Source organism: Streptomyces sp. NPDC002467 (genome assembly GCF_042889825.1).
Classification (GTDB): domain Bacteria; phylum Actinomycetota; class Actinomycetes; order Streptomycetales; family Streptomycetaceae; genus Streptomyces.
Map to the genome: position 1 here is coordinate 90,209 of NZ_JBIARJ010000023.1, position 12,458 is coordinate 102,666.

The window sequence follows — 12,458 nt, forward strand, 5'->3', positions numbered from 1 at the left end:
CAAGATCGACCGCGCTGACGGGGGGAAGCACACCGGTGATCAGGATCCTGTTGGCCGAGGACATGAACATGGTGCGCGGAGCGCTCGTCGCCCTGCTCAACCTGGAGGACGACCTGGAGGTCGTCAGCGAGCTGGAGCGCGGTGACGAGATCCTCGCCGCCGCCCTCGACGTCAGGCCGGACATCGCGGTCATCGACATCGACCTGCCCGGACTCGACGGGCTGAGCGCCGCCGTCCAGATCCACGAGCACCTGCCCGAGTGCCGGACGCTGATGCTCACCAGCCTCGGCCGCCCCGGAACCCTCCGCCGCGCCCTCGCGGCCCAGGTGTCGGGCTACCTCCTCAAGGACGACTCCCCGAAGGAACTGGCCAGCGCCATCCGCCGGGTGGTGGCCGGCCAGCGGGTCATCGACTCCAACCTGGCCCTCGCCGCGTGGAGCGGACTCGAAAGCCCGCTGACGGACCGTGAGACCGAGGTGCTGCGCATGGCGGCACAGGGGGCCGAGGCCACCGAGATCGCGGGAGAACTCCACCTGTCCACCGGGACCGTCCGCAACTACCTGACGACCGTCGTGGCCAAGCTGAACGCGCGCAACCGCGTGGACGCCATCCGCATCGCCCGCGACGCGGGCTGGCTCGTCTGACCGTCCCAAACCTCACGAACCGGACCTAACGAACCGGACCTCACGAACCGGCCCGGACCGGGCGGACTAGGCGGACTCGTCCACGTCCGCGACCATACCGGCCGCGAACAGGTACTCGATGATGCCCTCGGTCACCTTCGGCGGCAGCGGCAGCGCCTCCGAAGCCGCGGCCAGCGTGGTCGGCCAGGTCAGCGTCATCGCCACCCACGCCGCCTCCGGCCGGTGCAGGACCACGCGGTGCGGCAGGTCCACCGACTCCAGCACGCACCCGCCCCCCGACTCCTGCACGCTGAAGGCCACGTGCCGGGGCACCCGCACCCGGCGGGCGCCGGGCCGGCGGACCAGCAGGGACGGCGCCGCCGGCGACAGCGGCAACACCGACAGCAGCGGCCCCTTCAGGTCGTCCACGCCGAGCGTGCGCACCACGAGGTGGGACAGCTTCCTGAGCGTCGGCAGCGTGAACAGGCACAAGTCGTCGGGGCCGTTCAGGGCATTGGCCAGCAACACCGGCCCGAGCTCCATCCGCCGCAGCACCTCGCGCACCGCCGGCGTGGGCCGGTCGAGCCGCTCCTGCCCCCACCGGCTGGTGAGCAGCAGCGCGTCGCCACCCGCGCCCTCGTCGACGACCACGTCGTCGGACAGCGACCAGAGATGAACGGTCGGGGCCTCCCCAGTCGTGCGCCGCATTTCGCACCTCTCTTGCCGGGCGGCGGGACTCGTCGAGTATGAGGCCGGGTCGGAGTCCCACGACAGCCACTGAGTCATACAGTGACCATGAACTTTTCACGTCGTGCCTACACCGACACCAGGGTCGGAACCGGCGGGTCCAGGGTCGGATCGCAGCCCAGCACCGCCTGGTGCAGCTCCTGCAGCCGCCGTGACGGCTCGATGCCCAACTCCCTGACGTAGGTGGAGCGCAGCCGCCGGAAGACCTCCAGCGCCCGCGACGCACGCCCGCTGCGGTACAGCGCGACGATCAGGTGGGCGTGCAGGTTCTCCTGCAGCGGGTACAGCGAGGTCAGCGCCGTCAGCTCGCTCACCAGCCGCGTGTGCGCGCCGAGCCGGAGCTCCGCCCCGATCCTGGCCTCCAGCGCGGCCAGCCGTACTTCGTCCAGTCGCAGCGCCTCGGCCCGCAGCGCCCCACCCTGCCGTACGTCGCCCAGCGCGGGACCGCGCCACATGGCGAGCCCGGACCTGAGCAGTTCGGCACCGCGCGCGTCGTCCCCGGCCGCCAGCGCCCGGTGCGCCTCGGTCACGGTCGTCTCGAACTCCCGCGCGTCGACCAGCGCCGCCGCCGACCCGAGCCGATAGCCCCCGTACCCCCGGGCCACGACCTCCTTGGGGTCGGCGCCGCCGGACTGCGAGATGCGGTGCCGCAGGTGCTTCACGTAGGTCTGCACCGCGGCGGCCGGCCCGTTGGGCGGGCACCCGCCCCACAGTTCCTCGACGATCGCCCCCATCCCCACCTCGCGCCCCAGGTTCACGGACAGCAGCGCGAGCAGCACCCGCTGCTTCGCGGCACTGGGTACGACGGACCTGCCGTCGACCGTGATGACGAGAGGGCCCAACAGCCCGATCTCCAGCCGCTCCATGTCGACTCCCTTCGATGACCCGCCCTCAGGCTCGCACCCGCACCCCGCGGCAGGACAGTTACGCCGACACCAGTCGGCCGTGACCTGCGGACCCCCGCGCCATGAGAACTTCACGTGCCGAACGGCGGGAAGCCCGGTGGCCACTCCCGCCGGGGCCTTCCGAGCTTTGTTGAACGCGTTCAGATCCTGTGACAGCATGGCGGTGGTCAGAGCCTGCGACACGGAGGTCAGCGCGCCATGGTCATCGCTCTTCTCGTCTTCGTCCTCGTGGGCGCCTTCCTGGCCGTCACGCCGGGCGTGGTCGTCGGCTTCGTCGTCGTCGTGACGACCAGGCGGCTGTCGCTCCGGGTCAGGATCCCGGTCCTGCTGCTCGTCGCGGCGGCCACCGCCGCGTTGTGGCTGGGCGTCATCGAATCCGCCAACCTCTGGCGGTCGACCGCGATCGGACTGACCTTCCTCTCGACCCTCGCCTCGGGCGCCGGGTTCCTCGGGATCGAAGCCGCCAAGCGCCGTGCGCGCCGGATCTTCCACCCGCAGTGGCCCGGCTGGTACCCGCCCGCCGCGAACCGGTAAACCCGCAGGTCGGCGCATACCCTCCCCGGAATACCACCCTCCCCGCACGCCGCCTAAAGTGACGTCTGATCAGCCCGTCGGCTGATCGCGGGATCGGGGGGAGACCGATGAGCAGTACGACCCAGGTGTTCATGCCACTGCACTCGGACGATCCGACCGCCATGGGCGGCTACCGCCTCGCGGCCAGGCTCGGGGCGGGCGGCATGGGCCGGGTCTACCTCTCGCACACCCAGGGCGGCCGCCCGGTCGCCCTCAAGGTGGTCCGCCCGGAACTGGCCGAGGACCCCGAGTTCCGGCGCCGGTTCCGCCGGGAGGTGGAAGCGGCCCGGCGGGTGCGGGGGGCCTACACCGCCGAGCTGATCGACGCCGACGCCGACGGCACCCCGCCCTGGCTCGCCACCCTCTACGTGCCCGGCCCCGCGCTCTCCGAGGCCGTGTCCCGCGGCGGACCGCTGCCGGTGCCGGCGGTGCTGTGGCTGATGGCGGGAGTGGCCGAGGCCCTCCAGGTCATCCACGCCGCCGGCGTCGTCCACCGCGACCTGAAGCCGTCGAACGTACTCCTGGCCGCCGACGGGCCCCGCGTCATCGACTTCGGCATCTCCCTCGCCTCCGGCGTCACCGCCTCCACCGCCCTGGGCGCCACCATCGGCACGCCCCAGTACATGGCCCCCGAACAGGCGCAGGCCGGTGAGGTCACCGCCGCCACCGACGTTTTCGCCCTCGGGCAGACCGCGGCGTACGCGGCGCTGGGCGAACCGCTCTACGGCTCCGGACCCGGGGTCAGCGTGCTGTTCCGCATCGTGCATTCCGCCCCCGACCTGTCCCGCCTGCCGGAGGAGCTGCGCCCGATCATCGCCCGCTGCCTGGCCGCCGACCCGCGGGAGCGGGCCACCCCGGCGGAGATAGTGGCATGGTGCCGGCGCCACCTGCCCGGCGACGACGGCCCCGCCGTCTGGCGGGAGTTCGCGGGCCCCGAGGTCTCCGTACCGGCCCCGGTCCCGAACCCGACCGAGCGGCACACCTTCCCCTTGGTCTGGCGCCCGCCGTTGGAGCCCGAACCGCAGAGCCGGCTCCCCCGCGGCCGGCGCCGTACGGCACTGATCGCGGCGGCGGCAGTGACGGCCGGGGCCGTGCTCGTGACGGGCCTGGTCTGGGCCGTCAAGGCAACGGCGGGCCTGCGCGGTGCCGAAGCGTCCGAGTCGAAGCGGCACACGGCGCCCGCGTCCGCGTCCGCACCCAAGTCGGCGTCGACCGGCCCGGGGGCCGGCGCGCCCGCACCGCAGACCTCCACCCCGCCGTCGAGCACACCGGCGCCGTCCAAGCCGCCGGCTCCCGTCCCGTACGCCGGCCTGAAGCTGGAGGAGGACAACTCGATCGCGATCAAGGAACCGGTGCTGCGTGCCGACGGCACGGGTGACCTCCACCTGAAGTGCTCCTCCAGCATGTGCGACCTGAAGAGCGACACGAGTCTGATCACCCTGCTGGACGGCAAGGCGAGCGGCACCCTCGACACCTGCCGGAAGGACCTCGAACACGCCGACAGGCGGGAGGTCGCGATGTCCCTGGCGGCCGCCGGCAGCCAGTTCTGCGTCAAACACCCCTCGGGGGACATCGCGTTGTTCGTGCTCCAGCTCAAGCAGATCACCGCGTTGGGCGGCGGACCGCATTGGGTGACCGGCGACTTGACGATCTGGCGCGCCTCCTGACGCTCCCGTACGCCCGGCGCGCGGCCGTCTCGCGATACGGGCCTGTCGGCGGGCGCTGTTAGGGTGGCATGCGCCCGTCAAGGCGGGCGTTTTCAGCCACTGACACACCAACGGGGTTAGAACGTGAAGCTTCGCCATGTCCGCGCAATCGCCGTCTTCGGCATCGCCATCGTCGCCCTCACCGGAGCCCGCGGCTCCCACGGCGGCAGCTGCGGTGGCAGCAGCCACAGCTCCGGCTCCGGATCCAGCTCCAGCGGCGGTACCAGCGGCGGCAGCCACGACAGCAACAACAGCAGCACCACCTCCGGCGGCACCTCGGTGACCGGCGGCTCCAGCAGCGCCAACAAGGCCGAGCGCGACGTCCGCATCGACGCCTGCAAGCTGGACGCCACCGGCAAGAACCTGGTCGCCAAGCTCACCGTCACCAACAACGGTTCGCTGGACTACACCTACAACATCACCATGAAGTTCCGCGGCAACGCGACCTCGACCGCGACCCCCGCCCAGGCCCAGGTCACGAACCTCAAGGTCAAGGCGGGCACGTCCCAGCAGGCCGAAGCCACGACGCCGTACACCGGCAAGGGCGACGGCAGCGAGTACAAGGAGTGCGTCGTCTCCACCGCCTCGCGCAGCTGACCCGTCCCGCTCCGGGGGCCGCGCCCCCGGAGCGGCATTGCGCGGGCAAAGGAACAGGCCGCCGGAGAATCCGCCGGGAACGTTCCGGAAATGGACCGCATCGAACCCCGCCGATTGGTCTGGCCGCGGTTCGGAAGGCATTGCTTCACTCGTTCCGACGGGAAATCGGAACCAGGGGGAGTACGCCTTGTCGGATTCGAGCGGCTCGAATGATGCGAGAGATTCGAGCAATACGGGCAATACGAGCAACACGAGGGTCGAAGTACGGGTCGCCGTCGAGGAACTGACACGACACGCCCCGCTCGACCTGTACGCGGCACTGCGCGAGGTCCTCCCCGCCGAGGAGGTCTTCCTCTTCGAAAGCCTGGAGGGGGCGCCCGCCGACCGCCGGTCCGCGGTCGTCGGCTTCGGGCGGCTCGCCGGCATCCGGGTCCACGCGGACCGGATCGAGGTCGACGGCCGCACGGCGGAACTCGAACGGGCCCTGGCCGGCGCCGTCGAGGCCGCCGGACTCACCCCGTGCGGCCCGGTCGCGGACGGCCGGTACGCCTTCCGCCTCACCCACTCCGACCAGGTCTGGGACGCGCTCGGCCGAGCCCAGGCCCTGTTCGAGGTGACCACCGAACTCCCCGACACCGGCTACGCCTTCGGATTCCTGACCTCCCTCGCCTACGAGTCCTCCTGGCACATGGAGCGGCTGCCGGAGCGCACCGACGGGGACGACGGGCGCCCGGACATCACCCTCACCCTGTTCCGGGACACCGTCTGGTACGACGTGGACGACGGCCGCGTCCGCCGCCTGCGCGCCCACGGCCCGGCCTTCGCCGGCCTGCCGGAACTCCCCGCACTGCCACGGCCCGCCCCGCCCACCACCCACCCATCGGCCCCCGCCCCCGTCCGCGTGCGCGACAGCGTCGACCGCGAGACCTTCCTCGGCTGGGCCGGGCGCTGCCTGGAGCACATCCGCGTCGGCGACGCCTACCAGATCCAGATCGGTCACCGGCTCGACGTCGAGACCGGCCTGACCCCGCTCGACGTCTACCGCCGACTGCGCCACCGCAACCCCTCGCCGTACATGTACCTGATGCCGCGGGCCGGCCGGACCCTGATCGGTGCCAGCCCCGAACTGTTCTTCCGGATCGAGGACGGCGAGATCCTCATGCGCCCCATCGCCGGCACCGCCCGCCGCGGCCCCGACGAGGAGGTCAACCGGCGGCGCGTGAAGGAGATGCGCGAGAGCGTCAAGGAGCGGGCCGAGCACATCATGCTGGTCGACCTCTGCCGCAACGACATCGGCCGCGTCGCGCTGCCCGACACGCAGCCGGTGCGACGACTGATGGAGGTGGAGACCTACTCCCACGTGTTCCACCTGGTCTCGACCGTCTCCGGCCGGCTGGCACCGGACACCGGCGTCTGGGACGCGGTCCGCGCCACCTTCCCCGCCGGGACCATGTCGGGCGCCCCCAAGGTACGGGCCATGGAGATCATCGACGGCCTGGAACGGGAGCGCCGGGGCGCCTACGCGGGCGCGGTCGGACTGGTCGACGTACGGGGCTGGAGCGAACTGGCCCTGTGCATCCGCACCATCGAGTACGACGGCCACACCTACTCCACGCAGAGCTCGGCGGGCATGGTCGCCCAGTCCGAGCCGGAGTCCGAGTGGCAGGAGACGCTGGCGAAGATGGGGGCCGCCTACTGGGCGCTCACGGGTGAGGAGCTGCTGCCGTGAAGGTGCTGCTGATCGACGCGTACGACAGTTTCGTCCACATCATCGACCAGTACCTGAAGGTGCTCGGCGCGGACACCGAAGTCGTGCGCTCCCGCACCCGCACCCCGGGCCAACTGGCCGCGACGGAGCCCGACGCGGTCGTGCTCGGGCCGGGACCCGGGCATCCCGCGGAGTCCGGGCACGTGGAGCTGGTGCACGAGTTCGCCGGGCGGGTCCCGCTCCTCGGCGTGTGCCTGGGACACCAGGCCATCGGCCTGGCCTACGGCGGCCGGATCGAGGTCGCCGAGCAGGTGATGCACGGCCGGACCAGCACCGTCCGGCACGACGGACAGGGCCTCTTCGAAGGCCTCGGCCACACCCTGGAGGCCACCCGCTACCACTCGCTGCTGGTCGCCGACCCGCTGCCGGAGCCCCTGGTGACCACGGCGGTCGCCGCCGACCACGGGTACGTCATGGGACTGCGCCACCGCACGCTGCCCGTCGAAGGGGTGCAGTTCCACCCGGAGTCCGTCATGACCACCGGCGGACTGGCCATGCTGGGCAACTTCCTGGCGATGCGGGCCGGCGCGCTCACGCCCCGCTGAGCACCGCAGCCAGCTCCCGCAGCGCCTGCTCCGCCCCCGCGCGAGGCAGATGGGCGTGCCCGACCACCAGCGCGGGCGCGCCCTCGCCGGGACGGGCATGGTGCGCGGCCGCGCCGCACAGCAGCACCGAGCGGCGCAGCGCCCCGGCCACCAGCGCCGCCTCGTCGGTGTGCCGGGGGAGCGTCACGTACGCGTGCAGCCCCGCGGCCGGGCCCACCACGGCCGCTCCCGGCAGGTGCCGGCGGACCGCCTCGCGCAACGCGTCGTGGCGGTGCCGGCACAGCGGGTTCAGCCGTCTCAGGTGCCGGTCGTAGGCGCCGCCGCGCAGGAACTCCGCGAACGCGAGCTGGGTCAGTACGTCGGTGCCCAGGTCCTGGCGGGCCCGGGCGCGCAGCAGCCCGTCCAGCAGCGGCGCGGGGGCGGCCAGCCAGCCCAGCCGCAGCCCGGGGGCGAGGGACTTGCTGACGGTCCCCGCGTACACCACGTGGTCCGGGGCGAGCCGCTGCAGGGCCAGCGGCCGGCCCGCGCCGCGCTCGTACCAGAGCCCCCGGTCGTAGTCGTCCTCGATGATCAGGCCGTCCACCTCCCGCGCCCACCGCACCAACGCCTCGCGGCGGGGCCCGGTGAGGGTCGCCCCGGTGGGGAACTGGTGCGCCGGGGTGACCAGGACGGCCCGCACCCCGGAGGCGGCGAGCGCCCCGACGTCGACGCCTTCCCCGTCCACGGGCAGCGGCACCGGCAGCAGACCGCTCTCGCCGACGAAGCGCCGCTGGCCCGGATGGCCCGGATTCTCGATGCCGAGGGAGCCGATGCCCAGCTGCGGCAGTACGGCGGCCAGCAGGCCCAGACCCTGGGCGAACCCGGCGGTCACCATGATCTGCTCGGGCGTGCTGCGCACCCCGCACATCCGGCCCAGGCAGCGGGCCAGTTCGACGCGCAGCCGCGGATCCCCGGCGAGCGGCGGGTAGCCGAGTGCCGCCGGGTCGGCCCCGTTCAGGGCCCGCTGGTAGCAGGCGAGCCATTCGCGGCGCGGGAAGCCCGGGACGCTGCCCCCGCCGGGATGCAGGTTCCAGCGGACCGGGGGTTCCCGGCGGGCGCCGTACCCGTCGTCCAGCAGGGAGGGCACGGGCGGCGCGGGGGCGGCGCGGTCGAGGTGGCGCACGACCTGGGTCCCGGCGCCCTGGACGGCCTCCAGGTAGCCCTCCGCGACGAGTTGTCCGTACGCCTCCACCACGACGCTGCGCGAGACGCCGAGGTCGTCGGCGAGACGGCGGCTGGAGGGCAACCGGGTGCCGGGGTGCAGGGTCCCCTCGGTCACCTCGTTCCTGATGAATCGCTGGATCTGCGACGTCAGCGGAATTTCGGAGTCCCTGACGAGCGCGACCGCGGCGTGCAAGGCCACTGGCTTTCTCCTTCGGTGTCTTCCGAATTGGACCGTGCGAAATGCGGGAAATTGGTCTGGAGGCCGGGCCGCCCCTTCCCCAGACTTGTCGGCGCACTTACTTCCCGCCTTTGCCGAGGAGAACTCCGTGACCGCCTGGCCCGAACTGCTCGACGCGCTGCTGGACCGCCGGAACCTCTCCTCGGACGAGACCGAGTGGGCGATGGACCGGGTCATGTCCGGCGAGGCGGGACCGGTCCGGCTCGCCGGGCTGATGACGGCCCTGCGGGCGAAGGGGGAGACCGCGGACGAGATCGAGGGCCTGGTGCGCGCGATGCGCCGGCACGCGGTACCCCTTTCGGTGCCCGGCCCCGCGCTGGACATCGTCGGGACCGGCGGCGACGGTTCGCACAGCGTGAACGTCTCCACGATGTCCGCGGTGGTGGCCGCGGGGGCCGGCGCCCGCGTGGTGAAGCACGGCAACCGCTCCGCCTCCTCCGCCTGCGGTTCGGCCGACGTGCTGGAGGAACTGGGGGTCGCACTGGACCTGCCCCCGGCGGAGGTCGCCGAGGTGGCCGAGGACACCGGCATCACCTTCTGCTTCGCCCCGCTGTTCCACCCGGCCATGCGGCACGCCGCCGGGCCCCGCCGCGAACTGGGCGTCCGTACGGTCTTCAACGCCCTGGGACCGCTGACCAATCCGGCCGCCCCCGCGGCGCAGGCGGTCGGCGTCGCCGACGCCCGACTGGCTCCGCTGATCGCCGAGGTACTGGCCCGGCGCGGGGCGTCCGCGCTGGTCTTCCGGGGCGACGACGGGATGGACGAGCTGACCGTCACCACGACCTCCACCGTGTGGTCGGCCGCCGGCTCCGGGGTGCGGGCGGAGACCTTCGACCCGAGGGAGATCGGCATCCCGTACGCGCCGGCCGGGGCGCTGCGGGGCGGCGACCGGGTCCACAACGCACGGGTGGCCCGCGAGGTCCTCGCGGGGGCCGGGGGACCGGTCCGGGACGCGGTCCTGCTGTCGGCGGCGGCCGGGCTCGCCGCCCTGTCCCCCGACGGGCGGCCGATCGCCGAGCGGCTGGCCGACGGGGTGGCGAGGGCCGCCGAGGCGATCGACTCCGGTACGGCGGCGGCGGTCCTGGAACGCTGGGCCGCCGTCACGCGGAAGAAGGCCCGCGAAAACCATGCGACCGCGTCCCGCTGAGTCCCCGTCGGACAAGCCATCCCTTCACCCCCTCGCTCCGGTGCCTCCCTCCGGTCCAGAACCTAGGGACGCCGACGGCGTCCGGCCATGTCCTTAAGTCGCCGGTGAAGGGCACCGGTTGACAACGACCCCACCCCTGCACCACCCTTTCACTACTTACCTAGTGAAAGGGTGGTGATGTTTCGTGCTGGAATACCGCATCGACCGGCGCAGTGGCATCTCCACGTACCTGCAGATCGTCCAGCAGACCAAACAGGCCCTGCGCATGGGCCTGTTGGAGCCCGGCGACAAACTGCCGACCGCGCGCGAGGTCGTGGAAGCCACCGCCATCAACCCCAACACCGTCCTCAAGGCCTACCGCGAGCTCGAACGCGAAGGCCTCGTCGAGGCGAAGCGGGGCCTGGGCACCTTCATCCGGAAGTCCCTGGGCAGCGGCACCGCCCCGGCCGACTCCCCGCTGTACGGCGAACTCGCCGACTGGGCGCGGCGTGCCCGCGCGGCCGGGCTGGAACGGGACGACGTGGCCGCGCTCTTCACATCCGTACTGGAACGACACTTCAAGGGGGACGGCGACGCATGACGCGAACCGTGATCGAGGCGGAAGGCCTGGGCCTGCGCTACGGACGCCGGGGGAGCTGGGCGCTGCGCGACTGCTCCTTCCGGCTGCCCGAAGGCCGGGTCTGCGCCCTCGTCGGCCCGAACGGCGCCGGGAAATCGACCCTGCTGATGCTCGCGGCCGGACTCGTGGCCCCCACCGAGGGCACCCTGCGGGCCGTGCCGCGCGAGGAGCTGGCCTACGTGGGCCAGGACAAGCCCCTCTACCCGCAGCTCACCATCGAAGAGACCCTGCGCATGGGCCGGGAGCTCAATCCCGGTCGCTGGGACGCCGGGGCTGCGCAGCGGATCGTCGACGCCGGGTCACTCGACCCACGGGCGAAGGTCCGTACGCTCTCCGGCGGCCAGCGCACCCGCGTCGCCCTGGCCCTGGCCCTCGGCAAGCGCCCCGACCTGCTCCTCCTCGACGAGCCGATGGCCGACCTCGACCCGCTCGCCCGGCACCAGCTCATGGGCACGCTGATGGCCGACGCCGCCGACAACGGCACCTCGGTGGTGATGTCCTCGCACATCCTCACCGAGCTGGAGGGCGCCTGCGACCACCTCCTCCTCGCCGACGGCGGCCGGATCCGCCTCGCCGGCCCCATCGACGAGGTCGGCGCCGCCCACCGGCTGCTCACCGGACCCGCCACCGCCTCCGCCGAACTCGACGCGCACACCGTCGTCGAATCCCGTACGACGGGCCGCCAGATCACCGCACTCGTGCGGCCGCGGGGCCCCGTCGACAGCGCGACCTGGCAGACGACGCACCCCTCACTGGAGGAGCTCTTGCTCGCCCACCTCCGTTCCCCCGAAGCCCCGGCGTTCACCGCGGAGGTGCGGGCATGAGCACGCTCACGCTGAAGGGCCCGTACTGGGTCACGGTCCGCCAGCACCGGCGCGTCCTGTGGACGGTCCCCGCCCTGGTGGTGGCCGGCCTCGCGGCCGTCGTCGCCCTGCGCTCGTGGGCGTCCGACCCCCAGGACGGCGTCCTTTACTCGAACCACGCCTACAGCGCACTGCGGCTGTTCATGGAGTTCTCGGGCAAGGGCCTGCTGTTCCTTCCGCTGCTGGTCGGGGCCTTCGTGGCGGGCCCGATGACGGCCCGTGAGCTGGAGAGCGGCACTTGGCGGCTCGCCCTCACCCAGTCGTCCACCCCGAAGGCCTGGCTGGGCGCGAAGGTCCTCGTGGCCGCGACGGTGGTGGCGCTCGGATCGGCCGCGCTGGTCGGCGTCTACCGCCTCGGCTGGGTCCGGGTGGCCGGCACATACCGCTTCCACTGGGCCGACACCGGGGCGTACGAGGCCACCGGCCCCGTCCTCGTCGCGTACTGCCTGCTCGGCGTGGCCCTCGGAGTCCTCGTCGGCCAGCTGGTGCGACGCACCATCGTCGCCATGGCGGTCACGGGTCTCCTCACCGGGCTGGTCCTGCTGGTCCTGGGCGCCCTGCGGTGGTCGTTCCTCCCCGTGGTGACCAACACCGCACCCCTTCCCGGGAAATCCGGGTGGCTGATGCCGCACGGGGCCCTGCCGATGGGGTCGGGCTACCTCACCGCCTCGGGCGAGCGCCTGTCTTGGGACGCCTGTCTCAACCAGACCCAAGACCGGAACAGCTGCCTGGCGGACATGAACGTCACCGCCCACTATGCGGATTTCCACCCGGCCTCGCACCACTGGCCGACACAGCTCATCGAAACCTCCATCGTCCTGGCCTTGGCCGCCGCCGCCCTCTACGCCGCCTTCCGGCTCGTACGGGCCCGCCGCGGCTGAGCACCCACCGGCATGCGGGAAACGGCCGAGGCCGGCACCCCTC

Annotated in this window: 13 protein-coding genes; 10 read left to right on the forward strand and 3 right to left on the reverse strand. The window is 72.6% G+C overall.

Going from position 1 to position 12,458, the window contains the following annotated elements; all coding sequences use genetic code 11:
- Positions 1-35: 35 nt before the first annotated feature.
- The gene (locus ACFYYJ_RS35130) at positions 36-644 is read left to right on the forward strand and encodes a DNA-binding response regulator (RefSeq protein WP_384587011.1); all 609 of its coding nucleotides are present in this window, start codon (positions 36-38) and stop codon (positions 642-644) included.
- 66 nt (positions 645-710) lie between these two features.
- Here the strand turns inward: ACFYYJ_RS35130 and ACFYYJ_RS35135 are convergent, their stop codons facing one another.
- Positions 711-1,331, reverse strand: a complete 621-nt coding sequence (locus tag ACFYYJ_RS35135; RefSeq protein ID WP_385358858.1) for an NADH oxidase — start codon at positions 1,329-1,331, stop codon at positions 711-713.
- Positions 1,332-1,438: 107 nt separating this feature from the next.
- Positions 1,439-2,236 carry a BTAD domain-containing putative transcriptional regulator gene (locus ACFYYJ_RS35140; protein ID WP_385358855.1) on the reverse strand — a complete coding sequence of 266 codons (798 nt, stop codon included), beginning with the start codon at positions 2,234-2,236 and terminating at the stop codon, positions 1,439-1,441.
- Between the two features lie 237 nt (positions 2,237-2,473).
- Here ACFYYJ_RS35140 and ACFYYJ_RS35145 point away from each other — a divergent pair, with 237 nt between their 5' ends.
- From ACFYYJ_RS35145 to ACFYYJ_RS35165, 5 genes are all read left to right on the forward strand, one after another.
- A complete protein-coding gene (locus ACFYYJ_RS35145; protein ID WP_385358853.1) occupies positions 2,474-2,809 on the forward strand; it encodes a hypothetical protein in 336 nt (111 codons plus the stop codon).
- Positions 2,810-2,916: 107 nt separating this feature from the next.
- Positions 2,917-4,515, forward strand: coding sequence for a serine/threonine-protein kinase (locus tag ACFYYJ_RS35150; protein ID WP_389138231.1), 1,599 nt, complete (start codon positions 2,917-2,919; stop codon positions 4,513-4,515).
- A 123-nt stretch (positions 4,516-4,638) separates the two neighbouring features.
- Entirely contained in the window at positions 4,639-5,151 is a 513-nt protein-coding gene (locus ACFYYJ_RS35155; protein WP_385124015.1) for a hypothetical protein, read from the forward strand.
- Between the two features lie 187 nt (positions 5,152-5,338).
- Positions 5,339-6,880, forward strand: coding sequence for an anthranilate synthase component I family protein (locus ACFYYJ_RS35160; protein ID WP_389138233.1), 1,542 nt, complete (start codon positions 5,339-5,341; stop codon positions 6,878-6,880).
- The gene (locus ACFYYJ_RS35165; RefSeq protein WP_385124009.1) at positions 6,877-7,464 is read left to right on the forward strand and encodes an anthranilate synthase component II; all 588 of its coding nucleotides are present in this window, start codon (positions 6,877-6,879) and stop codon (positions 7,462-7,464) included. Before ACFYYJ_RS35160 ends, ACFYYJ_RS35165 begins: the two co-directional genes overlap by 4 nt.
- On the opposite strand, the gene ACFYYJ_RS35170 is transcribed toward ACFYYJ_RS35165, so the two are convergent.
- On the reverse strand, positions 7,451-8,866 hold the full coding sequence (locus tag ACFYYJ_RS35170; RefSeq protein WP_385358846.1) for a PLP-dependent aminotransferase family protein: 1,416 nt from the start codon (positions 8,864-8,866) through the stop codon (positions 7,451-7,453). The genes ACFYYJ_RS35165 and ACFYYJ_RS35170 overlap by 14 nt on opposite strands.
- 127 nt (positions 8,867-8,993) lie before the next feature.
- Here ACFYYJ_RS35170 and trpD point away from each other — a divergent pair, with 127 nt between their 5' ends.
- From trpD to ACFYYJ_RS35190, 4 genes are all read left to right on the forward strand, one after another.
- On the forward strand, positions 8,994-10,052 hold the full coding sequence (gene trpD / locus ACFYYJ_RS35175; protein WP_389138236.1) for an anthranilate phosphoribosyltransferase: 1,059 nt from the start codon (positions 8,994-8,996) through the stop codon (positions 10,050-10,052).
- A 184-nt stretch (positions 10,053-10,236) separates the two neighbouring features.
- Positions 10,237-10,632, forward strand: a complete 396-nt coding sequence (locus ACFYYJ_RS35180; RefSeq protein ID WP_385124000.1) for a GntR family transcriptional regulator — start codon at positions 10,237-10,239, stop codon at positions 10,630-10,632.
- Positions 10,629-11,495 (forward strand): ABC transporter ATP-binding protein, encoded by an 867-nt coding sequence (locus ACFYYJ_RS35185; RefSeq protein ID WP_385123997.1) that lies wholly within the window; start codon positions 10,629-10,631, stop codon positions 11,493-11,495. The genes ACFYYJ_RS35180 and ACFYYJ_RS35185 overlap by 4 nt, the downstream gene beginning before the upstream one ends.
- A complete protein-coding gene (locus ACFYYJ_RS35190) occupies positions 11,492-12,415 on the forward strand; it encodes an ABC transporter permease subunit (RefSeq protein ID WP_389138238.1) in 924 nt (307 codons plus the stop codon). Before ACFYYJ_RS35185 ends, ACFYYJ_RS35190 begins: the two co-directional genes overlap by 4 nt.
- Positions 12,416-12,458 lie beyond the last annotated feature (43 nt).